The following is a 24,591-nucleotide window of genomic DNA, read 5'->3' as shown; positions in this document are numbered from 1 at the left end:
GTGGGGCGACCGAGCACCGCCGAGGTGAAACGGCGACTGGTCCACGCGAGCGGCTCGGGGATGCCGCTTTTGTACCTCCTCGGGCTGGTCGAGTGGCGTACCCTCGGGTATCTGTTCGTCTTCCTCGCGGCGGTCGTCAGCGTCCTCGAACTGCTTCGACTGTTCGGCGGCCTCGAATGGGTCGTCTACGACGAACTCACCCGCGAGTACGAACAGGACAACGTCGCCGGCTACGCGCTGTACGTCTACAGCCAGACCGCCGTCGCGTTGGTGTTCGACCCGCACGTCGCGGTTCCGGGGATGTTCATGCTCACCATCGGCGACCCGATAAGCGGCCTCCTCGGCTCCGCCCCGGTCGGCGAACTGAAGTCGGCGCGGACGCTCGCGGCGATGTTCGCGGTCTGTTTCGTCCTCGCCGCCCCGTTCGTGATTCCCGTGTCGGGGGTCGTCGCGGGCGGCCTCGCCGCGGCCGCCGGAGCCGCGGGGGCGACGCTGGCCGACGGCGTGAAACCGGTTGTCGCCGGCTACGTCATCGACGACAACCTCTCGATTCCGCCGGTCGCCTGTACCGCCATCGCGGTGACGCTCTGGCTGGTCGCCTGAGCGGAACGCGGTCGGCGTTCGGGTGTCGGTCCGTGATGCGATTTTATTTCGGTCGGCGACGAACCGGACAGTCATGACTGTCTACGAGAGCGACCTTCCGGGCGTCGGGAAGAAACACGAGGTAGAACTCGGCGACGGCTCCCGACTCGTCATCGTGACGCACAACACCGGCAAACGGGAGGTGTTCCGGCGTCCGAGCGCCGACAGCGATTCCGAGAAGCTGTTCGAACTCACCGACAAACTCGCTCGGCAGGTGGGGACGCTCCTCGAAGGCGCGTACTTCCAGCCGATCCAGACGGAGAACATCGAGACGCTTCTTGGCGGGGACACGCTCATCGAGTGGGTGGAAGTCGGTACTGGTTCCGAGGTAGCGGGCAAGACCCTCGGCGAGTCCGACCTCCGGCAGGCGACCGGCGCGTCCGTCATCGCCATCGAGCGCGGCGACGAGGTCATCACGTCGCCCGGCGGCGACGCGGTGGTCGAAGCCGGCGACACGCTGGTCGTCATCGGTCCGAAGGCGGCCTGCCGCGACTTCACAGCGCTCGTCAAAGGGACCTGATGGCGGCGGCGCTGCTCGAATTCGGCTACCTGTTCGCAGTCCTCGCGGTCGTCGGAGCAGTCGCGCTCCGCCTCGGCCTGTCGGTGATTCCCCTCTACGTCGTCGGCGGCGTCGTCGCCGGACCGTACGTCGCCGGGCGGTTCGGCCTCCCGTACGTCCCGAACGGCGAAGTGGTGACGATTCTGGCGGAACTCGGTATCGTCCTCCTCCTGTTTTTCCTCGGGTTGGAGTTCAGCCTCGACCGACTCCGGTCGTCGGGAGCGAAAATCGGCCGCGCGGGCGTCATCGACCTCGCGGTGAACCTCCCCATCGGCATCGCCATCGGTCTCGTCCTCGGGTGGTCGCCGGTGGAGGCGCTGCTGCTCGGCGGCATCGTCTACATTTCGTCGTCGGCCATCGTGACGAAGACGCTCATCGACCTCGGATGGATTGCGGACCCCGAGTCGGAGCCGATTCTGGGGACGCTCGTCTTCGAGGACCTCGCCATCGCGGTCTACCTCGCGGTCGTCACCTCGCTCGTGCTCGGCGGCGACGGCGGCGTCGCGGCCATCGGTCGCTCGCTCGCCATCGCCTTCGGCTTCCTCGGCCTCCTGTTCGTGGCCGTCCAGTACGGGACGGTGCTTTTCGCCCGCGTCCTCGACGTGGAGAACGAGGAGGCGTTCGTCCTGCGGGCGCTCGCGGTCGTCGTTCCCATCTCGGGTGCGGCGCTCGCGCTCGGGGTGAGCGAGGCCGTCGCGGCGTTCTTCGTCGGGATGGGCTTTTCGACGAGCGGCCACCGGGAGCGACTCGAACACCTGCTCGTCTCGGTCCGCGACGTGTTCGCCGCGGTGTTCTTCTTCTGGATTGGCCTCGGCACCGACCCGACGCTGTTGGCGGCGGCGGCCGTCCCGCTCGCCATCGCGGTCGTCGTGTCGACGCCGTCGAAGATTCTCTCGGGCTATTTCGGCGGTCGGGCGTACGACCTCTCCGCACACCGGTCGCTCCGGGTCGGCGTCGGGCTGGTGCCGCGCGGCGAGTTCTCGCTTGTCATCGCGGCGCTGGCCGCCGCGGGGACGACGCCGGTGATGCGCGAAATCATCCCGGCGTTCGCGGTCGGCTACGTCTTCGTCATGAGCGCGCTCGGGACGGTGCTGATGCAGCGGTCTGACCTCGTGGAGCGACTCGTGTTCCGCGGCGGCGCGGCGGACGGAGATGCCTCGACCGAGAGCGCCTGACTCGCCCCGGCGCGGCGTTTTCGAGCCGTCGACGCCGACCGACCCGAACGGCCACAGAACACTTATCCGAGGAGTCGTCACGTTGCGGGTGCTATGACCCTTATCGAGTGGCTCGTCATCGCAGTCGTCGTGCTCGCGATTATTGCGCTCGTGGTCGCGCTCGTCGACAACGAACTACTGGTCGAACTCGCCGGGGAGTTGCTCGACTGAGGAAACGTTTGCGTCGCCGGAAGCGTTTAATAGGGAAGACGTCGTAGCGTTTCGCAACCATGGCGACTCGCAGCACCTTCGCCACTTTTGCCCCGCTGCGAGCCGCGGCTGTCCGACCCCGACGACGGGCCCTTTAGGGCCACAATCATCATCTCCTTCGGGACACGTCGAAATCGCTAATCACCTATTTTCGTGCCTATAGGCATCTCTACCACTTAATTTCAGAAATTGAATGCAAAGAATTTATCTGTATGTCCCCGCCACAGACGAGTACATGAAGAAAGTCGCACTCGCGTTCTCGGGCGGACTCGACACAACAGTCTGCGTCCCGATTCTCGAAGAGGAGTACGGATACGACGAAGTCGTCGGCGTCACCGTCGACGTCGGCCAGCCGGAAGAGGAGTTCGAGGAGGCCTACGAGACGGCCGAGGCCCTCGGGCTGGAACACTACGTCGTCGACGCGAAACAGGAGTTCGCACAGCTCTGTCTCGACTCGGTGTGCGCCAACGCGGACTATCAGGGCTATCCGCTCGGCACCGCGCTCGCGCGTCCGGTCATCGCCAAGGCCATCCTCGGACTCGCGGAGGAGAAGGACTGTGACGGCATCGCCCACGGCTGTACGGGCAAGGGCAACGACCAGCTTCGCTTCGAAGCGGTCTGGCGCGCCTCCGACCTCGAAGTCATCGCACCCGTCCGCGAGATGGGCATGACCCGCGAGTGGGAAATCGAGTACGCCGCCGAGAAGGACCTCCCGGTGCAGGGCGGCAACGAGGGCGTCTGGTCCATCGACACGAACCTCTGGAGCCGTTCCATCGAGGGCGGCAACCTCGAAGACCCCGGCTACGTCCCGCCGGAGGACATCTACGAGTGGACCGACCAGCCGTCCGACGAGACGGAACTCATCGAAATCGCGTTCGAAGACGGCTACCCGGTCGCCGTCGACGACGAGGAGATGGAACCCCTCGAACTCATCTCGTTCCTCAACGAGAAGGCCGGCAAGCACGGCGTCGGCCGCACCGACATGATGGAAGACCGCATGCTCGGCCTCAAGGTGCGCGAGAACTACGAGCACCCGGCCGCGACGACGCTCCTGAACGCCCACGAGGCGCTCGAAGGGCTCGTCCTCACGAAGGAGGAACGCGACTTCAAGGCCACCGTGGACAACGAGTGGTCCCAGAAGGCCTACGAGGGCCTCATCGACGCCCCGCTCGTGGGCGCGCTGAACGCCTTCCTCGAGAAGACCCAAGAGCGCGTCACGGGCACCGTGACCATCAAGTTCGAGGGCGGGCAGGCCCGCCCGGTCGGTCGCAAATCCGAGTACGCCGCGTACTCCGAGTCCGCCGCCTCCTTCAACACGGAGACGGTCGACGGCATCGAACAGGCCGACGCGACGGGCGTCGCCAAGTACCACGGCTTCCAGGCGCGCCTCGCCAACCAGAGCGCGAAAAAGCAGAAGCCCGAACTCGCCGCAGACGGCGGTAGCGACGAGTAAGATGGCAGGCGAGGACGGCGACTCCGAGGGCGTCATCCGCCGGGACCGCTTCAGCGGCGGCCCCGCCCGCGGGTTCATGTCGAGCCTCGCGGCCGACGAACGCATCTTCGAGGCCGACCTCGCCGTCGACCGGGCGCACGTCGTGATGCTCGCGTCGCAGGACATCATCGAGTCCGAGGTCGCGAGCGAGATTCTCGCCGCGCTGGACGAGGTCGAGGCCGCGGGCCACGACGCGCTTTCGGGCGGCGAAGACGTTCACGAGGCCATCGAGGCCGCCGTCATCGACATCGTCGGCCCCGACGGCGGGAAGATGCACACCGCCCGCTCGCGCAACGACGAGGTGGCGACCTGCATCCGCTACCGTCTGCGCGAGGACGTGCTTTCGGCCCTCGACGCCGCGCTCGCTCTGCGCGAGTCGTTACTCGAGACGGCCGCGGCACACACCGAGACGGTAATGCCCGGCTACACGCACCTCCAGCCCGCGCAACCGACGACGGTCGCGCACTTCCTTCTCTCGTACGAACGGGCGGTCGCCCGCGACTGCGCCCGCCTCATGTGCGCGTACGAGCGCATCAACCAGTCGCCGCTCGGGTCGGCGGCGTTCGCGGGCACGCCCTTCGACGTGAACCGCGAACTCGTGTCCGACCTGCTCGGCTTCGACCGCGTAATGGAGAACTCGATGGACGCCTCGGCGACCCGCGACTTCCTCGCGGAGACGCTGTCGGCGCTCACGACCCACGCGGTCACGCTCTCCGGCCTCGCCGAGGACCTCGTGATATTCTCGAACAAGGGCCTCGTCGAGCTGTCGGACGACTACTCGTCGACCTCCTCTATCATGCCGCAGAAGAAGAACCCCGACACGATGGAACTCGTCCGCGCCGTCGCGGGCGACGCCGTCGGGGAACTCACCGGCCTCCTGACGACGCTGAAGGGACTCCCGCGCGCGTACAACCGCGACCTACAGCGCGCCCACAAACACGCGTTCCGCACCGTCGACGACGTGGCCGAGGCGGCCGCGGTCGCCGCCGGCGCGGTCGGGTCGGCGACGTGGCCCGAGGACGAACTCGCCGCGGCCGCGGGCGACGGCTTTTCGACCGCGACCGGCGTGGCGGACCTGCTGGCGATGGCCGGCCTGCCGTTCCGTACGGCCCACGAGGTCGTCGCGGAGGCGGCCGCCCGCTCCGAGGGAACGCCCGACGTGGCAACACTTGACGCCGTCGCTACGGACGTATTAGGTGAGTCACTCTTTACGCACGTGACAGCCGAGGCCGTCGAAGCCGCGCTCGACCCGACCGAGAGCGTGGCGAGTCGCGATTCGGTCGGCGGGCCCGCACCCGCCGCCGTGGAGGCGACGCTCTCGACGGCCCGCGACGAGCTCTCGGACGACGCCGCCGCCGTCGCCGACGCGCGCGACTCGCTCGCCGCGGCGGCCGAGGGTCTCGAAGAGGAGGTCTCGAGCTATGTCTGAGTTCACGGACGCGACGCCCGCCGGTCTGCTCCGACGACCGCGAGCGACCGCGCCGCGACGACCGGCCGGGCTCCGGCGACCCCGACCGGAACCCCGACGACGACCACGCCCGACGCGGGAGACGGGTCGACCGGTCCGACGACCGGTCCCGTCTCCGGCGTCGAGTGAGCGTGGCACCCAAGCTCGACGCGTCGTTCGGCTGACCCGTATTGTCGGCCGATTCGACAGATAACACCCGCTAGAGACTTCTTTGCGTTTATTTTCGCCGTGTAATTTTCGACGGCTTTAATACCGTCCGTCGACCAGCCACGGATGTAATGAGCGACACCATCACCGCGGAAGACCCGCTGAGTGGAGAGGAAATCGAGCTGCCTGCCGACGTCGAAGTCGGCGAAATCATCGACAGCCCCGCCACGGGCGCAGAGCTTGAGGTCGTCTCCCTCGACCCCGTGACACTCGAAGAAGCGCCCGAACTCGAAGAGGACTGGGGAGAGTAAATTGCACGTTGGACTGCTCTATTCCCGGATTCGCCGCGACGAGAAGCTCCTGCTCAACGAGCTTCGCGACCGCGGCCACGAGGTGACGAAGATAGACGTTCGGAAAGAGCAGTTCGACCTCACGGAGCCGCCGGAATCGTTCGACGGACTCGACGTGGTGGTCGACCGCTGTCTGGCGACGAGCAGGAGCATCTACATCACGCGCTTCCTGCAGTCGTACGGAATCCCGGTCGTCAACTCCCACGAGACCGCCGACATCTGCGCCGACAAGGCGAAAAACAGCCTCGCGCTCGCTGACGCGGGCGTCCCCACGCCGAACACGAAAGTGGCCTTCACGGTCGACTCGGCCATGGAAATCGTCGAGGAGTTCGGCTACCCCTGCGTCCTCAAGCCGGTCGTCGGCTCGTGGGGTCGCCTGATGGCGAAAATCGACTCCGAGGCGGCCGCCGAGGCCATCCTCGAACACAAGTCGACGCTCGGGAACTACGAGCACAAGGTGTTCTACATCCAGGAGTTCGTCGAGAAGCCGGGCCGCGACATCCGCGTGCTCGCCACCGACGGCGAACCCGTGGCCGCGATGGTCCGCTCGTCGGACCACTGGCTCACGAACGCCGCGAAGGGCGCGAGCGTCGACGAGTTCGAACTCGACGACCGCGCGAAGGAACTCGTCAAGCAGGCGTCCGACGCGGTCGGCGGCGGCCTCCTCGGCGTCGACCTCATGGAGACCGGAGACGACTACACCGTCCACGAGGTCAACCACACCGTCGAGTTCAAGGCGCTCAACGACGCCGTCGAGGCGGACGTTCCCGCGACGGTCGTCGACTGGCTCGAAGCGAAGGCCGACGGCGAGCAGTCGCTGGCGGAGGTCTCGGCGTGAGCGAACAGCTCACCGCGGGCGTCGTCGGCGGCTCCGGCTTCACCGGCGGCGAACTGCTCCGCCTGCTCGACGGCCACCCGAACTTCGACGTCGAACAGGCGACGAGCCGCTCCTACGAGCGCAAGACCGTCGGTCACGTCCACCCGAACCTTCGTCACCTCGACCTCCGTTTCACCTCGCCCGAGGACCTCGAATCAGTCGACGTGCTGTTCACGGCGACGCCCCACGGCGTCTCGATGGAGCACATCGACGCCTTTCAGGACGCGGCGGACACCGTCGTCGACCTCTCTGCGGACTTCCGTCTCTCCGAGGCGGCGCAGTACGACGAGTGGTACGACGGCCACGTCTGCCCCGAATACCTCGAACAGTCGGAGTACGCGCTCCCCGAACTGAACCGCGAGAACCTCCCCGGCGCGGACCTCATCGCCGCGGGCGGCTGTAACGCGACTGCGACGATTCTCGGCCTCAAGCCGCTTTTCGACGCCGGCATCCTCTCCGGCGACGAGCAGGTCGTCGTGGACGTGAAAGTCGGCTCGTCGGAGGGCGGCGCGGGCGCGAGCAAGGCGTCGTCACACGCCGAGCGCTCGGGCATCGTCCGCCCCTACGCGCCGACCGGCCACCGCCACGAGGCCGAAATCGAGGAGTACCTCGGCCTCTCGGTCTCGTTTACCGTCCACGCGGTCGACATGGTCCGCGGCGCGGCGGCGACCTGTCACGTCTTCCCCGACGGCCCCGTCTCGAAGGGCGACATGTGGAAAGCGTTCCGCGGCTCCTACGGCGACGAACCGTTCATGCGCACCGTCGCCGGCGGCGGCGGCGTCTACCGCTACCCGGAACCGAAGTCGGTCGCCGGGACGAACTTCGGCGAGGTCGGCTTCGAAATCGACCCCGGAAACCGACGACTCGTCGTCTTCTCGGCCATCGACAACATGATGAAAGGCTCCGCGGGGCAGGCGGTCCACGCCGCCAACATCGCGCTCGGGCTGGAGGAGACCGCCGGACTCGACTTCACCGGCTTCCACCCCATCGGCTCGCCCTGACCGCACCGCCCCCGAACGCTCGTCCCGACCCACGATTTACGCACCATTTCGACTATGACAGGATACACACGCGAGGAACTGCTCGCGGCACACGAACAGCTCGTCGACAACGAAGCGAACCTACTCACGGATGGCGGTTCCGAGCCGCCGGTCGTCGTCAAAATCGGCGGCGCGAAGGCCGTCGACCCGAAGGGAGCCGTCTCCGACGTGGCCCACCTCGTCGCCAACGGCACCGACGTGGTCGTCGTCCACGGCGGCTCGACCGCCGTCGACGAGACGCTCGAAGAACTCGGCGAGGAGCCGACGTACGTCGAGTCGCCCTCGGGCGTCTCCGGCCGCTTCACCGACGAGCGCACCATGGAGGTCTTCTCGATGGTGATGCCCGGCAAGCTCAACACGGACCTGACCGCGCTGTTCCGCGAGGCCGGCGTCGATGCGCTCGGCCTCTCGGGCGTCGACGGCGGCCTCCTGACCGGCCCGCGCAAGTCGGCCGTCCGGGTCGTCGAAGACGGCAAGAAGAAAATCAAACGCGGCGACCACTCCGGGAAGATCACCTCGGTGAACGCGACGCTCCTCGAAACCCTCCTCGACGGTGGCTACACGCCCGTCGTGACCGTTCCGATGCTCGCCGACGACGGCGTGCCGGTCAACGCCGACGCCGACCGCGCCGCCGCTGCGGTCGCGGGCGCGCTCGGCGCGAAACTCGTCGTCCTCACCGACGTGAAAGGCGTCTACGCCGACCCCGACGACGAGTCAACGCTCATCGAGACGGCCGACACGCCCGAGGAGTTCTCGGCGCTCGAATCGGCCGCCGAGGGGTTCATGACGAAGAAGGTCATGGCCGCGAAGGAGGCGCTCGACGGCGGGGCCGCCGAGGTCATCGTCTCCGACGCGAACCTGAACGACCCCATCGTGACGGCGCTCAACGACGGCGGCACGCACGTGACGCCCGGCGCGCTGGTCGAAACTGAGGAGGCCGAACAATGAGCGGCTTCGTCTTCAACGAGAAACCCATCGCCATCGAGTCCGGCGAGGGGCCGTATCTCTACTCCGACGACGGCACCGAGTACCTCGACTTCGGCGCGAGCTACGCCGTCGCGGCGCTCGGCCACTCCCACCCCGCGGTCACCTCGGCGATTCAAGAGCAGGCCGCGAAGCTGACCTACGTGCAGGCGTCGTACCCCGTCGAGGTCCGCACCGAACTCTACGAGAAGCTGGCGACGCTCGCGCCCGGCGGTATCTCGAACGTCTGGCTCTGTAACTCCGGCACGGAGGCCAACGAGGCGGCGATGAAGTTCGCCCGCTCGGCGACCGGCCGCCAGAAGGTTATCGCCACGAAGCGCGCCTTCCACGGCCGCACCCTCGGGAGCCTCGCGCTCACGTGGAAACAGAAGTACAAGAAGCCCTACGAGCCGGTCGCCGGCGGCGTCGAGTTCGTCAGCTACGGCGACGAGGAGGAACTCGCCGAGGCCATCGACGACGAAACGGCCGCGGTCTTCTTGGAGCCGATTCAGGGCGAAGGCGGCATCAACCCCGCCGCGGCGGAGTACCTCCAGACCGCCCGCGACCTGACCGACGACGCCGGCGCGGCGCTCGTCTTCGACGAGATTCAGACCGGTATCGGTCGCACCGGGGCGCTGTGGGCCTGCGAGAACGCCGGCGTCGTCCCCGACATCCTCACGAGCGCGAAGGGCATCGCCAACGGCCTGCCGCTCGGCGCGACGCTCTGTGCCGACTGGATTGCGGACGGCGCGGCCTCTCACGGCTCGACGTTCTCCGGCGGTCCCGTAGTCTGTGCGGCGGCGAACGCCACCCTCGACACCATCGTCGAAGAGGACCTGCCCGGCCACGCGGCCGCGGTGGGCGACTACCTCACGACGGAGCTCGAAGCCGCCGTCGAGGAACACGACCTGCCGGTCCGCGAGGTCCGCGGCGACGGCCTCATGGTCGGCGTCGAGGTCAAACGCGGCGCGAACCGCACGCTGAAACACCTCGCGCTGTCCGAGCAGTTGCTCGCGCTCCCCGCGGGCCGGACGGTCGTCCGGTTCCTGCCGCCGCTCGTCATCGAGGAGGAACACGCCGACCGCGCGGTCGACGCCATGACGAACGTGTTATCATGAACGCCGAAATCGACCGCGAGGACGGCGAGGAGGCGAAAGCGGCGGCAGAAGCAGAAGCGGAGGCGACGGCGGAGACGACAGCCAACGCCGAAGCCGACGCCAGCGTGACCTCCGGCGCAGACGCCGACACCGACGCTCTCGACGAGGGCGAGTGGGTCGACGCGCGCCACCTCCTCTACGACATGGTCTCGACGCCCTCGGTGTCGGGCGACGAGGAGGCGGCCGCCGAGGTCCTGAAGGCGTTCTTCGAGGCGCACGACCGCGAGGTCTGGATAGACGAGGTCGGCAACGTCCGCGCGCCCGCCGACGACGCGGTGCTTCTCACCTCCCACGTCGACACCGTCCCCGGCGACGTGCCGGTGAAGATAGAAGACGGCGTCCTCTGGGGTCGCGGCAGCGTCGACGCGACGGGGCCGCTCTGCTCGATGGCCGCTGCGGCCGTCGAGACGGGCGTCTCGTTCGTCGGCGTCGTCGGCGAGGAGACCTCCTCGCGCGGCGCGTGGCACCTCGTGGAGGACCGCGAGGAGCCCGACGCGGTCGTCAACGGCGAGCCCTCGGGCTGGGACGGCGTCACGCTCGGCTACCGCGGGTTCCTCTCGGGAACGTACATCGCGACGAGCGAACTCGGCCACTCCTCGCGCCCCGAGGAGAACGCCATCCAGTCCGCGGTCGCGTGGTGGTCCCGCGTGGCCGACTTCTTCGACGAGGAGCGCGACGGCGTCTTCGACACGGTGACGACCAAGCCCGTGACGTTCGACGGCGGCCCGACCGACGACGGCCTCGCGGTCGAGGCGACGGTGGACGTGCAGTTCCGCGTCCCGCCGCGGCTCTCCATCGACGACGTGCGCGAGGTCGCGGAGGGCGAACTCACCCGCGGCGGCGTCCACTGGAACAAGCCCATCCCGCCGGTCATGATGAGCCCCCGCACCGACGTGGCGCGGGCGTTCCGCGTCGCCATCCGCAACGTCGGCGGCGTGAAACCCCGGCTCCTCCGGAAAACCGGGACCAGCGACATGAACATCTTCGCCGGCACGTGGGACTGCCCGATGGCGACCTACGGTCCCGGCGACTCGGACCTCGACCACGCCCCGAACGAACACCTCGACCTCGCCGAGTTCGACAGCGCCATCGACGTGCTCGTCGACGTGTGCGAGCGCCTCGCGGACGACTGAGGCGAGCGGCGAGGACGACCGACCGAGACGACGAACCGACACGGAGACACGACACACGACACAATGCTCGAAACCACCCACTTCACCGACATCGACGACATCAGCGCATCGGAGTTAGACCGCGTCCTCACCCGCGCCGCCGACATCAAGTCCGGCGACGACGAGACGCAGCTCACCCGAGCGACGCTGGCGATGCTCTTCGAGAAGCCGAGTACCCGGACGCGTGTCTCCTTCGAGACGGGGATGACCGAACTGGGCGGCCACGCGCTGTTCCTCGGCCCCGAGGACATCCAGCTCGGCCACGGCGAGCCGCTTTCGGACACCGCGCGCGTGCTGGGTCGCTACGGCGACGCCATCATGGTCCGCCTGTTCGACCACGAGGACCTGCTCGAAATCGCCGAACACTCCGACGCGCCGGTCATCAACGGTCTGACCGACGACGCCCATCCCTGCCAGACGCTCGCCGACCTGCTCACCATTCGCGAGCACGTCGGCGACTTCGACGAGGTGCAGGCCGCGTGGGTCGGCGACGGCAACAACGTCGGCCAGTCGTTCGTCCTCGGCTGCGCGATGGCCGGCATCGACCTCACCGTGGCGACGCCGCCGGCGTACGGCGTCGACGACGACGTGCTCGAGAAGGCGGCGGAACTCGGCTCGACGCCGACGATTACGACCGACCCCGAGGAGGCCGTCGCGGACGCGGACGTGGTCTACACCGACGTCTGGATTTCGATGGGTCAGGAGGACCAGCGCCACGAGAAACTGCAGGCGTTCGAGGGATTCCAACTCAACGAGGACCTGCTTTCGAGCACCGACGCGAAGGTCATGCACTGTCTGCCGGCCCACCGCGGCGAGGAGATTACCGGCGACGTGCTCGAAGGCGAGCGCTCGCTCGTCTGGGACCAGGCGGAGAACCGCCTGCACGCCCAGAAAGGGCTCATCGTCGAACTGCTCGAAGAATAGTCCGGGTCTGCAGCGGTCGCCGCTCTTTTCAGCTTCTCAGAAGACGCCGTCGAGCGCGGGGTACGACGCCCCGAGGACGGCCCCGTAGACGACGTGGCCGACGAGGCTCGTCGCGTTCACGTTCGGGAGCGGCGGGTTCGCGGGCGAGCCGACCGCACCGAGCCACACGGGCATTACCAAGACGGCGAGGACGACCCAGAGGACGACGCCGTAGCCGACGCCCGCTCCGAGCGACCTGAGCGAACCGTCGAGGTCGAAGTCGAGGGCGCTCACGAGGCCGGCGAACGCGACGCCGAGAATCGCGCCGTGGGCGACGTGGATGGTGAAGCCGGCGGCCCCGCCCGTCAAGCCGTACATCGAGGGAATGGCGACTTCGAGGACCGGCCGCATCTGGACGACCATCATCGCTCCCATGACGACGGCGGCGAGCGAGCCGGCGGCGACGCCGGTGCGCCAAGAGGTGGCCGTCGTCGATTCGAGTCGTGTCGTGGCTGTTTCAGAGGCCATGGTTAGCGTGCCAACGTCTGGCACGATAACGGTCACTCGGACGGGCGGCACCGCCGCACCGCAGGGGTACCATTATACCGGACCTGTCGAATCCGGCGGTGTCGAGGGGTCCGAGCCTTTTAATCGGATGGCGGCCGAGATTCTCCCGTGGCCCACGCCAACGGCGCACCCGACGACGGCGACGCGGACGGAGCGTGGCGGTTCTTCCCGTACGACGAGCCGTACCCCAATCAGGAGGCGGCGATGTCCGGCATCGCAGACGCCCTCGACGACGAGCGGAACGTCCTCCTCGAAGGGGCGACCGGGACCGGGAAGACCATCTCCGCGCTCGTGCCCGCGCTCTCGTACGCCCGCGAGCACGACAAGACGGTCGTCATCACGACGAACGTCCACCAGCAGATGCGCCAGTTCGTCGAGGACGCCCGCGCCATCACCAGAGAGGAGGCCATCCGCGCGGTGGTGTTCCGCGGGAAGTCCTCGATGTGCCACATCGACGTGGGCTTTCAGGAGTGCCAGACCCTCCGCGATACGACCCGGAGCATCGTCGAAAAGGAGTCCGACAAGGCCGAGCTCTCCGAGCAGGCGCAGTCGCTCCTCGACGGGATGCGCGAAGGCGAGTCCGGCGCGGCCGACGCGCGAAGCGCCGTCACGGACGAACTCGACAGCATCGACGACGAGCTAGAGGAGTTGAAGGAGGGCAACTACTGCGAGCACTACTACAACAATCTCGCGCGGAACACCGACGAGTTCTTCCAGTGGCTGTTCGACGACGTGCGGACGCCCGACGAGATTTTCGAGTACGCCGGGAAACAGAACCTCTGCGGCTACGAACTCCTCAAGGAGGGCATGGAGGGCATCGACCTCGTCGTCTGCAACTACCACCACCTGCTCGACCCGATGATACGCGAGCAGTTCTTCCGGTGGTTGGACCGCGACCCCGACGACGTGATTACGGTGTTCGACGAGGCGCACAACATCGAGAGCGCGGCCCGCGACCACGCGAGTCGCGCGCTCACCGAGAACACGCTCGAGAGCGCGATGAACGAGCTGGAAGACGAGGACGACTCGCGGGCCGAGAGCGCCCGCAACGTCATCGGGACGTTCCTCGACTCGCTTCGCGACAGCTACGAGGAAGCGTTCGGCTTCGGCGAGCGCGAGCAGGTCGGCGAGAACTGGTACGACCTCTCTATCGCCAATCAGGGCCGCCGCGACGACCTGACGATGGAGTTCCTGCAGTCCTACGAGGGCCGCGGCATCGACGTGGAAGTCGAACTCGCCCTCCAGTTGGGCAAGCAGTTAGACGAGCAGTACGAAGACGCGTACAAGAACGGCGAGGCGACGACGCGCAAGGAGTGCCAGACGCTACAGGCGGCGAACTTCATCGCCGACTGGACGGAGATGGGCGGCGAACTCGGCCGCCATCCGATGCTGTCGGTCCGGCGCGACGGCGGCACCGACGAGATTTACGGCCGCGCGGAGCTGTACACCTGTATCCCGCGCGAGGTCACGAAAGAACTGTTCGAGGAGGTCCACGCGAGCATCCTGATGTCGGCGACGCTCCGCCCGTTCGACGTGACGGAGGGGACTCTTGGCCTCAAAAACCCCGTCACGATGGCCTACGGCCTCGAATACCCCGAGGAGAACCGCCGGACATTTTCGGTGTCGCTGCCCGCGCTGTTCTCCTCCGAGCGCGACGAGCCGAGCACGCAGGAGACCATCGAGGGGATGCTGGCCGACGCGGCCACGTTCACGCCGGGCAACACGCTCGTGTTCTTCCCGTCGTACGCCGAGGCGGAGCGCTACCACGAGCGCCTACGGGCGAACCCAGACGTCGACGCGGAGCTGTTCTTGGACGAGCCGGGCGTCCGCGCCGAGGAGCTTCGCCGCGAGTTCGTCGGCAAGGACGGCGCGGTGCTTCTCACCTCGCTTTGGGGGACGCTCGCCGAGGGTGTGAGCTTCGACGGCGACGACGCCCGGACGGTCGTGGTCGTCGGCGTGCCCTACCCGCACCTCTCCGAGCGATTGGAGGCGGTACAGGACGCCTACGACCGCGCCTATCGCGGCAAGAAGGACGCCGGCTGGCGCTACGCCGTCGAGATTCCGACGATTCGAAAGACCAGACAGGCGCTCGGCCGGGTCATCCGCGCGCCCGACGACTTCGGCGTCCGCGTGCTGGCCGACAAGCGCTACACCCGCGAGAGCTCCTCGATGGGCAAGTACGGCGTCCGCGGGTCGTTCCCGGTCGAAGAGCGCGCCGAGATGGTCGACATCGCGCCGAACAAGCTCAAGTTCGCGATGCTGAACTTCTACAACGACCGCGACGCCTACGACGGCGACCCGCCGCGGCCCTGAGCGGGTCGCGGTCGGTACGGAAACGTCGGTCGCGACCGCCGTGCAATTCTTACCTGTTCGAACCAACACAGGGTGATGAGTGCGACCCCTCCCGGACCGAAGGGCCTCCCGTTGTTCGGCGCGAGCAGACAGTACGCCCGCGACCCGTTTACGTTCCTGACGGCTGTCGCGGACGCCTACGGCGACGTGGTCCACTTCGACCTCGGCCCGCTCGACACCTACATGCTCACGAATCCGGCGGACATCGAGACGGTGCTCGTGAGCGAGGCGTCGAAGTTCAGGAAGCCGCAGTTCCAGGACCGCGCCATCGGCGACCTGCTTGGCGACGGCCTGCTCATGAGCGAGGGTGCGACGTGGAAGAAACAGCGCCAACTCGCCCAGCCGGCGTTCGACGTGCGGCGCATCTCGACGATGGCCGGCATGATGACCGACCGGACGGAGTCGATGCTGTCGTCGTGGGGCGACGGCGACGTGGTCGACGTGCAACTGGAGATGGCGCGGCTGACCGTCGAGATAATCGTCGACGCCATGTTCGGCACCGATCTCGACGACGAGCGCATTCGGCGGGTACAGGAGAACCTCGAACCGCTCGGGGCGCGGTTCGAACCCGACCCGTTTCGGTTCCTGACGCCCGACTGGGCCCCGACGCGGGAGAACCGCCAGTACAAGGAGGCGCTGTCCGAACTCGAATCGCTCGTCTGGGACATCGTCGAGGAGCGCCGCGGGACCGAGTACGGCGAGACGCCGGCGTCGTCGGTGCCGGCCGACGCGACGAGCGACGACCGGCCGATGGACCTGCTTTCGATTCTGCTCCGCGCCCACGACGAGGGCGAGCAGACCGAAAAGAACCTCCGCGACGAGCTGATGACGATGCTCCTCGCGGGCCACGACACGACGGCGCTGACGCTGACGTACGCGTGGTACCTGCTCTCGCAACACCCCGAGGCGGAGGCGAAGCTCCACCGCGAACTGGACGAGGTGCTCGGCGGGCGGACGCCGACGTTCGAAGACGTGCGGAAGCTGGAGTACACCGAACGCGTGCTGAACGAGGCGATGCGGCTGTACCCGCCGGTGTACGTCATGTTCCGCGAGCCGAAGGTGGACGTTCGTCTGGGCGGCTACCGCGTCCCGGAAGGCTCGGCCATCATGCTCCCGCAGTGGGTCGTCCACCGGTCGGAGCGCTGGTGGGACGACCCGCTTTCGTTCGACCCGGACCGCTGGGCACCCGAGCGGGCCGGGGACCGCCCGCGCTTCGCGTACTTCCCGTTCGGCGGGGGGCCGCGCCACTGCATCGGTAAGCACCTCTCGCTGCTCGAAGGGCGGCTCATCCTCGGCACTGTCGCCCAGCGGTACGAACTCGACTACGTCCGCGACGAGCCGTTCTCGCTTCGCGGGTCGCTGACGATGCACCCCGAAGAGCCGATGGGGATGCGGCTCCGGGCGCGCGACTGACGGGGCGGGGCGACACACCGGCGGTCGTCGCTTCGCCGACGGCGACGCGGTCGAATCGCCGCCGTCAGGCCGGAAGCGAAATCGAGGCCGCGGTCTCGCGGAACGACGAGTCGTAGATGTCGAGCTGCGAGACGGTCCACTCGACGGGCTCGATGGACTGGCTCGCGACCGCGCGGGCGTCCGCGAGACTGCCGCCGCGGGCGAGCGTGACGTGCGGGACGTACTCGTCGCCCTCCAGTCCGTCGACAGCGCCGAACTCGTCAGTGAGCGCGCGGTGCAGGTCGGCGAGGCCGGGGCTCTCGACAGCGAGATAGACGACCGGCGCGGCTCCGCGCGGCGGCGCTTCGAAGAACCGGATGTCGGTCACGCGGGCTTCGAACGCCGGCTGACCGGCGAGCACGCGCCGCAACTGTTCGTGTAAGCGGTCGAACTCGGTGTCTTCGAACCGCTTGCAGACGAGCGTGTGCCGGTCGCGAACCCGGTCGAACGGGGCGAGGTACGGAAACAGGTCGGACGCGAGGCGGGCGACCCGCCCCGGAACCGGGACGTTCAGACTGTACACGCCCGTGACTCACGCGAGAGACACAAAGGCGTATCGTCGCCGCGGGGGGTCAGATTCGGTCGAGCAGCCAGAGGACGATGAGCGCCGCGACGACGAGTCCCAGAATCGGCTGGAGCGGGCCGAGCAACGCGCCGAACAGCCCGAGCACCTCGCCGATGATTTCGAGCACGAGCCAGACGAGGACGAGCAGGAGGATGATTTTCAGCAGGTCCTCCACGTCGATTCGGCCGCGGTTCGTTCGCATACGGGGCGGTCGGGCGTTCGCGGACAAATAGCTGGTGGCCGGGTAGCTTTATTCCGCTTCGGTGTCACTCTCCACCATGGACAGCCTGTTCTACCAACTCGGGAAGCTCTCGGCGTCCTCGTCGTCTTCGTCGTCGGGCGCGGGGCGGGTCGACAGCGAGCCCGGCCGAATCCCGCGTTGGCTTGGTCCCCTCGCCGTCGCGGTGATCGTCTTCGGCCTCGCCGTCGTCGTCTTCCCCGTCACGCCGCTGACGCTCGCGGGATACGTCGTCCTCGCGCTCGCCGTCGCCGCGGTGTACGACGCGGTCGAAATCGTGCAGGCGTACGAAAAGCGGACGCTGACCGTGTTCGGCGACTACAAGGGCATCCTCGAACCGGGGCTGAACGTCGTCCCGCCGTTCGTCTCGAAGACCTACCGCTTCGACATGCGAACCCAGACGCTCGACGTGCCCTCCCAAGAGGCCATCACGGAGGACAACTCCCCCGTGACGGCGGACGCCGTCGTCTACATCCGCGTGATGGACCCCGAACGCGCCTTCCTGCAGGTCGACAACTACCGCCGGGCCGTCTCGCTGCTCGCGCAGACGACGCTGCGGGCCGCCCTCGGCGACATGGAACTCGACGAGACGCTGGCGCGCCGGGACCACATCAACGCGCGCATCCGCCGGGAACTCGACGAGCCGACCGACGAGTGGGGCGTCCGCGTCGAATCCGTCGAGGTCCGCGAGGTGAAGCCCTCGAAGGACGTCGAGACTGCGATGGAACAACAGACCTCCGCCGAGCGCCGCCGCCGCGCCATGATTCTCGAAGCGCAGGGCGAACGTCGCTCCGCCGTCGAGAAGGCGCAGGGCGACAAGCAGTCGAACATCATCCGCTCGCAGGGGGAAAAGCAGTCACAGATTCTCGAAGCGCAGGGTGACGCCATCTCGACGGTTCTGCGGGCCCGCGCGGCGGAGTCGATGGGCGAGCGCGCCATCATCGACAAGGGCATGGAGACGCTGGGGAACATCGGAACCTCGCCGTCGACGACGTACATCCTCCCGCAGGAACTCACGTCGCTGCTCGGCCGCTACGGAAAGGGGTTGACCGGCTCCGATATACAGCAGGCAGCGGGCCTCGAAAGCAAGGCGTTCGACGAGGAGACCCGCGAACTCCTCGGCCTCGACGACATCAGTGAGATACTCGGTGAGTTGGACGGCATCGAGACGGCGGACATCTCCGCCGACGCGGTCGACATCGAAATCGAAGACGGCGGCGTCGAGGCTGAGCGGGTCGAGTGAGCCAAAAATCGAATACGCGAAGCAGTCGCGATTCCACCGACGCGCCGAGGGGCCGGTGCAGCGTCGTGTCCGGTCTGCGGGGCGACCGGCGCGAGCCCCGTCGTCCGGCCGTCGCGGTTCGGCGAGGCGCGGGACGGACGTGAAACGGGAGCCGCTCGGGTCGTCGGAGTCGGAATCGGCGACTGATTCCCCGTCGCTCGTCGCGGTCGAACGGGAGTCGGAACCCTCGGGAACGTTCCCTCGAACGCGGGCGAGAGACGGGCGTCGGCGTCCCACCACCGGTCTGCGGTTCGCGCAGACACCGTTCGATACGTAATAAACACTATTAATTGTCTAGGTTGTTGAAATGTGAGGCGCGTTTGTCGACAATCGACAACCCGAGCGATTAATCACCTTTATTTCTATTTTTCACCACGTAGAATAATTTAACCACGTCCGACTCCGACCGTGTGGTATGCAACAGCAGTCGTCGGTCGGCACGCGGTCGCTGTCGGCGTCCCGCGCCGAGATGAGCGAGATTTTGATGCCCAACGACACGAACAACCTCGGACGCGCCCTCGGGGGGCGGATTCTGGAGTGGATGGACGTTTGCGGGGCCATCGCCGGGCGACGCTTCGCCGAGCGGCAGGTAGTCACGGCGTCGATGGACCACGTGGACTTCCTCGCACCCATCGACGTGGGCGACGTGGTGACCGTCGAGGCGTACGTCTTCGACACCGGTCGCACCAGCATGGACATCAAGGTCGACGTGACCGCCGAGCGACCGAGCGAGGGCGACCGCCGCGAGACCATCACCTCCTTTTTCACCTTCGTCGCGCTCGACGACGACGAGAAACCGATTCCGGTTCCGGACCTCGTCTGCGACTCCCAAGAGGAGCGCGAACTGCGCGACGCGGCGCTTCAGAAGCGCCGCGAGCACCGCGCCGCGCTGGCAGAAGAGTTCGAGTAACGCGGACCGCGAGGGGTCGCGGCGCTTATTTTTCGTCCGCCGCGCGGACGGTCAACACCGGTGCGTCGGACTGGCGGACGACGCGCTCCGTGACGGAGCCGACGAGGTAGTGGTCGAGGCCGGTTCGACCGTGGGTCGCCATCACGACGAGGTCGACCTCGGCGTCGGCGGCGTAGTCGACGATAGTCGAGTGAGGCACGCCCTCCTCGACGATGCGTTCGGTCGCGACGCTGTCAGGGAGCGCCTCGACGGCGGCGTCGGCCGCCGACTCCGCGCGGTCGAGTTCGGACTTCTCCCACACGTCCGGCGCGATGCCGGCCGAGGGCGACTCGAAGCGGTTACGCGAGTCGGCCACGGACAGGACGTGGACCGTCGCGCCGTACGTTTCGGCGAGGGTCGCCGCGTGCTCGATGGTCGCATCGGTCGCGTCGCTACCGTCGGTCGGAAGCAGGATGTGGTCGTACATGGGTGAGGGTTCAGAATCGAGGACTGTGAAAGTGGTGCCGGTGAAAACGGTTCGAGTGGGTCGTTAGATGCCCAGCGCCATCATGAACAGCGCAATCGAGATGACGGCGAAGAGGACGCCGACGAAGTTCTTGATGACGTCGGTCTCCAGCGCGTTCGACACGTAGGGGGCGATTTGGCCGCCGAGGACCGTCGCGGGGACGGTGAAGACGACCATGTTCCACGGCGTCGTCGCGAGGCTCAACGAGTGACCGCCGACGATACCGCCGCCGAAGACGTGGACGAGCGACGCCAGGATGGCGGTCAGCGCGACCACGATGTGGTTCGTACCGATGGCGACGCGGACGGGGACTTTCGTGCTGAGCATCGAGATGATGCCGAGTTCGCCGACGCCGAAGCCGGCGAGGCCCTGGAACATCCCGCCGACGCTGTAGTTGGCGAAGCGGCGCAGGTAGCCGCCGCGGGTGTAGGTGTAGTCGTCGCCCTCGCGGTCGACGCGGGTGACGGTGCCGTCGTCGGCCGTGTGGACGCCCGCGGGGCCGAGCTTACCGGGGTCGTTGGGGAGGCTCGCGGAGACGGTGCCGCCGTCGGTGGCCGCGGCGTGGTCGGAGTCCGACGAGCCGGGTTCGTCGTGGCCGAGGTCGGCGTTGAACAGCAGGTAGGACGCGGCGAGCAGCGCGATTCCGAGCAGCGCGTGAAACACCACGTCGGGGATGACGAACGACAGGAGCGCGCCGCCGACGACGAACGGAATCGAGCCGCCGACGAGCGTCAGCGCCAGTCGCCGGTCGACGAGGCCGTACTGGATGAAAGCGACGGCCGAACTGGAGAGGCCGAACGCCTCGCTGATGAGGCCAACTTTCACCAGCGTCGACGAGTCGAGCGGGTGCGCGAAGATGGGGAAGATGAAGATGAGGAACGGGACGAAGAGCGCCGACCCGCTGATGCCGACCGTGTTCACGATGGTCGCGCCGGTGAGGAACACCGGGAACAGCCACCAGTACTGGAGCCAGTACTCCATGCCTGCACCCGACGGCGTCGGTGCCATGGTGAACACCGAGGCGAGGAACAGCAGGGGAGCGATGAACACGAGGATGTGTTGGTACTTCAGGAACGACTTCTGGACGTGACTGAGAGACTGAGAGCTCATGGTTCTCGTTGTTATCAGTACGCAGTAGCGTTCGCGTGCACTCGCGTGGAGTGGCACGTCGAAAACAGCCCGTTCGCCGAGTCATCAGCGGCACCGACCCGCGCGTGTTCACCGTCTCCCGAGGATGCGACCGCGTCGCACACCGGGGAGACCGGCGTGCGGTGGTCGCCCGAACTATCGAGCACTCCGTGCTCGAATCCGCGGACCATTCAGGTAATGCCTCCGTTGGGGTAGGCGTGGTGAACGGTGTGGGTTGCAGGCTCGTCCGCCGAGGTGCGGATCACGGTGAAACGGGCATAGCGAGGTCGGGCTAATAAGTCTTGATGTCGACCCCCCAATTTGGGTACGGTCCACACACCGACGCGCGTCGAAAAACCAGTAACATGTGTTTCTATCCAAAATCTGTGCTCAGTCGTTGGGTTCGAACGCCCGTCTGACCAGCGCCCGTTCGGTCTCGTAGGTGAGCCGTTCGAGCGCTGCGGCGGGGGTGGCCCACTGGCGCGCGTCGACCTCGCCGTCGGGTTCGAACGGGCGCTCGTCGGCGACGCGCATGTGCCAGACGAACACGCCCTTCGGGCCGCTCCGTGTCCCCGCGTCGTCGGGAACGCGGTACTCGTAGCGCCCGGCGAACCGGCCGCAGTCGACCTCGCATCTCGTCTCCTCGCGGACCTCTCTGACGGCGGTCTCGATCAGCGTCTCGCCCGGTTCGAGTTTCCCCTTCGGGAGCGACCAGTCGTCGTAGCGCGGCCGGTGGACGAGACAGAGTCGGCCGTCGTCGCGGCGGAGGAGTCCGCCGGCCGCGAACGTCAGGGTCGGTGGTGAGGACACGACCGGTCAGAACTCGTCCGGGGGCGTCAGGCCGTCGTCGGCCTCGCCGTCGTGTTCGTCGGGGTACTCGGGCGCAACGCCGTCTTCGAGCGCGTCCACGTCGAACTCGCGGCGGAGGTTCTGGATGCGGTCGCGGATGTCGGCGGCGAGTTCGAACTCGAGGTTGTCGGCGGCCTCCTGCATCCGGTCTTCGAGGAAGGCTATCTGTTCCACCGCCTCGTCGGCGTCGGCGGGTTCGTCGCCGGAGACGCCGCGGGTGTCGGTCTTGCTCCCCGGCAGGTTCGTCTCGCCGACCTCTTTTTCGATGGTCGTCGGCGTGTAGCCGTGTTCCTCGTTGAACTCCTGTTGGATGCGGCGGCGGCGCTGCGTCTCGGAAATGGCTGCCTCCATCGCGTCCGTCATCTCGTCGGCGTAGAGCACGACCTCGCCGTTGACGTTGCGGGCGGCGCGACCCATCGTCTGGACGAGCGTGGTCTCGGAGCGCAGGAAGCCCTGCTGGTCGGCGTCGAGGATGGCGACGAGCGAGACCTCCGGGATGTCGAGGCCCTCCCGGAGGAGGTTGATGCCGACGAGCACGTCGATGTCGCCGAGGCGGAGCGACCGGATGAGTTCGTGGCGTTCGAGCGTGTCGGTCTCGTCGTGCATGTAGGCCACGTCGACGCCGGCCTCTTCGAGGTACTCGGTGAGGTCTTCGGCCATCCGCTTCGTGAGCGTCGTGACGAGCACGCGCTCGTCGCGGTCGATGCGCTCGTCGATGCGGGCCATGAGGTCGTCGACCTGTCCGGTCGCCTCCGTCACCTCGACTTTCGGGTCCACGAGGTGGGTCGGCCGAACGATTTGCTCGACGATTTGGTTGGAGTGCTCGCGCTCGTAGTCGCCGGGGGTCGCGGAGACGAAAAGCGCCTGTCCGACGGTCTCTTCGAACTCCTCGAAGGTGAGCGGGCGGTTGTCGTAGGCCGTCGGCAGGCGGAAGCCGTTTTCGACGAGCGAGTCCTTTCGGGACTTGTCGCCGGCGTACTGGCCCTTAATCTGCGGGAGCGTGACGTGCGACTCGTCGATGACGGTGAGGAAGTCGTCGGGGAAGTAGTCGAGGAGCGTGTAGGGCGCGTCGCCCGGCTCGCGGTCAGAGAGGTGGACCGAGTAGTTCTCGATGCCGGAGCAGTGGCCCGTCTCGCGGAGCATCTCGATGTCGAAGGTGGTGCGCTCTTCGATGCGCTGGGCGGCCACGAGGTCGCCCTGTCGCTGGAAGTGCTTCACCCGCTGTTCCATCAGCTCCTCGATTTCCGAGATGGCTCCTTCGAGCTGCTCTTCGGGGATGGAGTAGTGCTCCGCCGGGTGGACGAGCACCGCCGGCTCCGACGACTTGACCTCGCCCTCCAGCGGGTCGAGCTTCAGCATCCGGTCGATTTCGTCGCCCCAGAACTCGATGCGGACGGCGTAGCGACCGTACATCGGGAACACCTCGACGGTGTCGCCGCGGACGCGGAACGTGCCCTGTCGGAAGTCCACGTCGTTTCGCTCGTAGTTGAGGTCGACGAGCGCGCCGAGCAGTTCGTCGCGGTCCATCTGCTGGCCGACCTCCAACCGGAGAGACATGTCGGTGTAGTTCGTCGGGTCGCCGAGGCCGTAGATGGCGGACACCGAGGCGACGACGATGACGTCGTCGCGGGTGAGAAGCGACCGGGTCGCGGAGTGGCGGAGCCGGTCGATTTCCTCGTTTATCGACATGTCCTTGTCGATGTAGGTGTCGGTCTGTTCGATGTACGCCTCGGGCTGGTAGTAGTCGTAGTAGGAGACGAAGTACTCGACCGCGTTGTCGGGAAAGAGACTCTTGAACTCCTCGTACAACTGGGCGGCGAGCGTCTTGTTGTGCGCGAGGACGAGCGTCGGCTTCTGAATCTCCTCGACCACCCACGAGACGGTGTTTGTCTTGCCGGAACCGGTGACACCGAGCAGGGTCTGCACGTCGGCACCCTCGCGGAAGCCGCGGGCCAGCGCCTCGATTGCCTCGGGCTGGTCGCCCGCGGGGTCGAAGGGGGCGTCGACGCGGAATTCGCGGTCTGCGTCGGGTCTGTCGGCGGACAGGGGACCGGACTCGCTCATTGCCCGTCCTTGGGTCGCGGCGTACTTGAGCGAGGCGGTGCTTGTCGCCGGAGGAACGGTTTTGGGTCGGGCTGTCGAACCGTTCAGTATGACGCGAGCCGAACTCGAACGCGCGAGCAACCTGCTCAAGGAAGCCGCCGAGGCGACCGAGGGCGACGTGCAGGAGCGACTCTACGAACAGTCCGACCAGCTCGCGAAGCTGGCGACGCGCGAGCAGGGACCGGACCACGGGCGACTCGCCCGCCACATGACGGTCCTCCACGAACTCGCCGAGGGCCTCGACGGCGACGTCGCCGAGACAGTCCGCGAGGCTCGAAGCGAAGTTCTCGAATACCGCAAGGGCGTCCCCGGCGTCTGACGACCGGCTGACAAACCCCCTCGTTTCTACTGGAACTCGCCCGTTACGCCGCGAGTCGGCGCTGTCAGCACTGGGCGAACGAAGATACAAGTTCCGAGCATAACGCACAGCGAGCCAGGCCGAAGTC

24 protein-coding genes are annotated in these 24,591 nt (G+C 67.2%); 17 read left to right on the top strand and 7 right to left on the bottom strand.

Annotated features, from left to right (window positions below; translation table 11 throughout):
• From BN984_RS06765 to argF, 12 genes are all read left to right on the top strand, one after another.
• Entirely contained in the window at positions 1–603 is a 603-nt protein-coding gene (locus tag BN984_RS06765; RefSeq protein ID WP_049967924.1) for a diacylglycerol/polyprenol kinase family protein, read from the top strand.
• A gap of 73 nt (positions 604–676) precedes the next feature.
• Positions 677–1,162 carry a cation:proton antiporter regulatory subunit gene (locus BN984_RS06760; protein ID WP_049967923.1) on the top strand — a complete coding sequence of 162 codons (486 nt, stop codon included), beginning with the start codon at positions 677–679 and terminating at the stop codon, positions 1,160–1,162.
• A complete protein-coding gene (locus tag BN984_RS06755) occupies positions 1,162–2,376 on the top strand; it encodes a cation:proton antiporter (RefSeq protein WP_049967922.1) in 1,215 nt (404 codons plus the stop codon). The genes BN984_RS06760 and BN984_RS06755 overlap by 1 nt, the downstream gene beginning before the upstream one ends.
• Before the next feature lie 484 nt (positions 2,377–2,860).
• Complete coding sequence (locus tag BN984_RS06750) at positions 2,861–4,078, top strand: argininosuccinate synthase (protein ID WP_049967921.1); 1,218 nt, start codon at positions 2,861–2,863, stop codon at positions 4,076–4,078.
• 1 nt (position 4,079) lies between these two features.
• Positions 4,080–5,546 (top strand): argininosuccinate lyase, encoded by a 1,467-nt coding sequence (gene argH / locus BN984_RS06745; protein WP_008091017.1) that lies wholly within the window; start codon positions 4,080–4,082, stop codon positions 5,544–5,546.
• A 317-nt stretch (positions 5,547–5,863) separates the two neighbouring features.
• Positions 5,864–6,043, top strand: a complete 180-nt coding sequence (gene lysW, locus BN984_RS06740; protein WP_004045057.1) for a lysine biosynthesis protein LysW — start codon at positions 5,864–5,866, stop codon at positions 6,041–6,043.
• 1 nt (position 6,044) lies between these two features.
• On the top strand, positions 6,045–6,920 hold the full coding sequence (gene lysX / locus BN984_RS06735; RefSeq protein ID WP_008091006.1) for a lysine biosynthesis protein LysX: 876 nt from the start codon (positions 6,045–6,047) through the stop codon (positions 6,918–6,920).
• On the top strand, positions 6,917–7,960 hold the full coding sequence (gene argC, locus BN984_RS06730) for an N-acetyl-gamma-glutamyl-phosphate reductase (protein WP_004973998.1): 1,044 nt from the start codon (positions 6,917–6,919) through the stop codon (positions 7,958–7,960). The genes lysX and argC overlap by 4 nt, the downstream gene beginning before the upstream one ends.
• Before the next feature lie 54 nt (positions 7,961–8,014).
• Positions 8,015–8,947 carry an acetylglutamate/acetylaminoadipate kinase gene (locus BN984_RS06725; protein WP_049967920.1) on the top strand — a complete coding sequence of 311 codons (933 nt, stop codon included), beginning with the start codon at positions 8,015–8,017 and terminating at the stop codon, positions 8,945–8,947.
• On the top strand, positions 8,944–10,080 hold the full coding sequence (locus BN984_RS06720; protein WP_049967919.1) for an aspartate aminotransferase family protein: 1,137 nt from the start codon (positions 8,944–8,946) through the stop codon (positions 10,078–10,080). The genes BN984_RS06725 and BN984_RS06720 overlap by 4 nt, the downstream gene beginning before the upstream one ends.
• Positions 10,077–11,252 (top strand): [LysW]-lysine hydrolase, encoded by a 1,176-nt coding sequence (locus BN984_RS06715; protein WP_008090999.1) that lies wholly within the window; start codon positions 10,077–10,079, stop codon positions 11,250–11,252. Before BN984_RS06720 ends, BN984_RS06715 begins: the two co-directional genes overlap by 4 nt.
• 63 nt (positions 11,253–11,315) lie before the next feature.
• Entirely contained in the window at positions 11,316–12,215 is a 900-nt protein-coding gene (gene argF / locus BN984_RS06710; RefSeq protein ID WP_008090997.1) for an ornithine carbamoyltransferase, read from the top strand.
• 36 nt (positions 12,216–12,251) lie between these two features.
• Here the strand turns inward: argF and BN984_RS06705 are convergent, their stop codons facing one another.
• Entirely contained in the window at positions 12,252–12,722 is a 471-nt protein-coding gene (locus BN984_RS06705; RefSeq protein ID WP_008090996.1) for a hypothetical protein, read from the bottom strand.
• Positions 12,723–12,869: 147 nt separating this feature from the next.
• Between BN984_RS06705 and BN984_RS06700 the strand changes: the two genes are divergently transcribed.
• Both BN984_RS06700 and BN984_RS06695 read left to right on the top strand, forming a co-directional pair.
• Positions 12,870–15,074, top strand: coding sequence for an ATP-dependent DNA helicase (locus BN984_RS06700; RefSeq protein WP_008090993.1), 2,205 nt, complete (start codon positions 12,870–12,872; stop codon positions 15,072–15,074).
• A gap of 75 nt (positions 15,075–15,149) precedes the next feature.
• Positions 15,150–16,526, top strand: a complete 1,377-nt coding sequence (locus tag BN984_RS06695) for a cytochrome P450 (protein ID WP_049967918.1) — start codon at positions 15,150–15,152, stop codon at positions 16,524–16,526.
• Between the two features lie 64 nt (positions 16,527–16,590).
• Here the strand turns inward: BN984_RS06695 and BN984_RS06690 are convergent, their stop codons facing one another.
• Together BN984_RS06690 and BN984_RS06685 are read right to left on the bottom strand one after the other, a co-directional pair.
• Positions 16,591–17,088 carry a 2'-5' RNA ligase family protein gene (locus BN984_RS06690; RefSeq protein WP_049967917.1) on the bottom strand — a complete coding sequence of 166 codons (498 nt, stop codon included), beginning with the start codon at positions 17,086–17,088 and terminating at the stop codon, positions 16,591–16,593.
• 49 nt (positions 17,089–17,137) lie between these two features.
• Positions 17,138–17,332, bottom strand: coding sequence for a DUF7554 family protein (locus BN984_RS06685; RefSeq protein ID WP_004974006.1), 195 nt, complete (start codon positions 17,330–17,332; stop codon positions 17,138–17,140).
• Between the two features lie 76 nt (positions 17,333–17,408).
• On the opposite strand from BN984_RS06685, the gene BN984_RS06680 reads away from it, so the two are divergent.
• Together BN984_RS06680 and BN984_RS06675 are read left to right on the top strand one after the other, a co-directional pair.
• Positions 17,409–18,611 carry an SPFH domain-containing protein gene (locus BN984_RS06680; protein ID WP_049967916.1) on the top strand — a complete coding sequence of 401 codons (1,203 nt, stop codon included), beginning with the start codon at positions 17,409–17,411 and terminating at the stop codon, positions 18,609–18,611.
• Positions 18,612–19,065: 454 nt separating this feature from the next.
• On the top strand, positions 19,066–19,560 hold the full coding sequence (locus tag BN984_RS06675) for an acyl-CoA thioesterase (RefSeq protein WP_042665339.1): 495 nt from the start codon (positions 19,066–19,068) through the stop codon (positions 19,558–19,560).
• A gap of 25 nt (positions 19,561–19,585) precedes the next feature.
• Here BN984_RS06675 and BN984_RS06670 read toward each other — a convergent pair whose 3' ends face one another.
• The 4 genes from BN984_RS06670 to uvrB all read right to left on the bottom strand — a co-directional run bounded on the left by BN984_RS06670 (position 19,586) and on the right by uvrB (position 24,106).
• Positions 19,586–20,026: a universal stress protein gene (locus BN984_RS06670; protein ID WP_008090982.1), complete on the bottom strand. Its 441-nt coding sequence runs from the start codon at positions 20,024–20,026 to the stop codon at positions 19,586–19,588.
• 63 nt (positions 20,027–20,089) lie between these two features.
• A complete protein-coding gene (locus BN984_RS06665; RefSeq protein WP_008090981.1) occupies positions 20,090–21,175 on the bottom strand; it encodes a sulfite exporter TauE/SafE family protein in 1,086 nt (361 codons plus the stop codon).
• Between the two features lie 408 nt (positions 21,176–21,583).
• On the bottom strand, positions 21,584–22,003 hold the full coding sequence (locus tag BN984_RS06660) for an NUDIX hydrolase (RefSeq protein WP_008090980.1): 420 nt from the start codon (positions 22,001–22,003) through the stop codon (positions 21,584–21,586).
• A gap of 6 nt (positions 22,004–22,009) precedes the next feature.
• On the bottom strand, positions 22,010–24,106 hold the full coding sequence (gene uvrB / locus BN984_RS06655; protein ID WP_049967915.1) for an excinuclease ABC subunit UvrB: 2,097 nt from the start codon (positions 24,104–24,106) through the stop codon (positions 22,010–22,012).
• Positions 24,107–24,194: 88 nt separating this feature from the next.
• Between uvrB and BN984_RS06650 the strand changes: the two genes are divergently transcribed.
• A complete protein-coding gene (locus tag BN984_RS06650; protein WP_008090978.1) occupies positions 24,195–24,464 on the top strand; it encodes a DUF7553 family protein in 270 nt (89 codons plus the stop codon).
• Positions 24,465–24,591 lie beyond the last annotated feature (127 nt).

Source organism: Haloferax prahovense (assembly GCF_000723845.1).
Classification (GTDB): domain Archaea; phylum Halobacteriota; class Halobacteria; order Halobacteriales; family Haloferacaceae; genus Haloferax; species Haloferax prahovense.
The sequence above is the reverse complement of the archived record's forward strand: the minus strand, read 5'-3'. Positions and strand labels throughout refer to the sequence as shown.

Excerpts from the sequence above, each read along its gene's own strand:
- BN984_RS06750 (WP_049967921.1), top strand. The coding sequence starts at position 2,861 with ATGAAGAAAGTCGCACTCGCGTTCTCGGGCGGACTCGACACAACAGTC.
- BN984_RS06680 (WP_049967916.1), top strand. The coding sequence starts at position 17,409 with ATGGACAGCCTGTTCTACCAACTCGGGAAGCTCTCGGCGTCCTCGTCG.
- BN984_RS06685 (WP_004974006.1), bottom strand. The coding sequence starts at position 17,332 with ATGCGAACGAACCGCGGCCGAATCGACGTGGAGGACCTGCTGAAAATC.
- BN984_RS06755 (WP_049967922.1), top strand. The coding sequence starts at position 1,162 with ATGGCGGCGGCGCTGCTCGAATTCGGCTACCTGTTCGCAGTCCTCGCG.
- uvrB (WP_049967915.1), bottom strand. The coding sequence starts at position 24,106 with ATGAGCGAGTCCGGTCCCCTGTCCGCCGACAGACCCGACGCAGACCGC.
- argH (WP_008091017.1), top strand. The coding sequence starts at position 4,080 with ATGGCAGGCGAGGACGGCGACTCCGAGGGCGTCATCCGCCGGGACCGC.
- BN984_RS06675 (WP_042665339.1), top strand. The coding sequence starts at position 19,066 with ATGCAACAGCAGTCGTCGGTCGGCACGCGGTCGCTGTCGGCGTCCCGC.
- BN984_RS06705 (WP_008090996.1), bottom strand. The coding sequence starts at position 12,722 with ATGGCCTCTGAAACAGCCACGACACGACTCGAATCGACGACGGCCACC.
- lysW (WP_004045057.1), top strand. The coding sequence starts at position 5,864 with ATGAGCGACACCATCACCGCGGAAGACCCGCTGAGTGGAGAGGAAATC.
- BN984_RS06725 (WP_049967920.1), top strand. The coding sequence starts at position 8,015 with ATGACAGGATACACACGCGAGGAACTGCTCGCGGCACACGAACAGCTC.
- BN984_RS06715 (WP_008090999.1), top strand. The coding sequence starts at position 10,077 with ATGAACGCCGAAATCGACCGCGAGGACGGCGAGGAGGCGAAAGCGGCG.
- BN984_RS06720 (WP_049967919.1), top strand. The coding sequence starts at position 8,944 with ATGAGCGGCTTCGTCTTCAACGAGAAACCCATCGCCATCGAGTCCGGC.
- BN984_RS06695 (WP_049967918.1), top strand. The coding sequence starts at position 15,150 with ATGAGTGCGACCCCTCCCGGACCGAAGGGCCTCCCGTTGTTCGGCGCG.
- BN984_RS06760 (WP_049967923.1), top strand. The coding sequence starts at position 677 with ATGACTGTCTACGAGAGCGACCTTCCGGGCGTCGGGAAGAAACACGAG.
- BN984_RS06670 (WP_008090982.1), bottom strand. The coding sequence starts at position 20,026 with ATGTACGACCACATCCTGCTTCCGACCGACGGTAGCGACGCGACCGAT.
- argF (WP_008090997.1), top strand. The coding sequence starts at position 11,316 with ATGCTCGAAACCACCCACTTCACCGACATCGACGACATCAGCGCATCG.
- BN984_RS06665 (WP_008090981.1), bottom strand. The coding sequence starts at position 21,175 with ATGAGCTCTCAGTCTCTCAGTCACGTCCAGAAGTCGTTCCTGAAGTAC.
- BN984_RS06650 (WP_008090978.1), top strand. The coding sequence starts at position 24,195 with ATGACGCGAGCCGAACTCGAACGCGCGAGCAACCTGCTCAAGGAAGCC.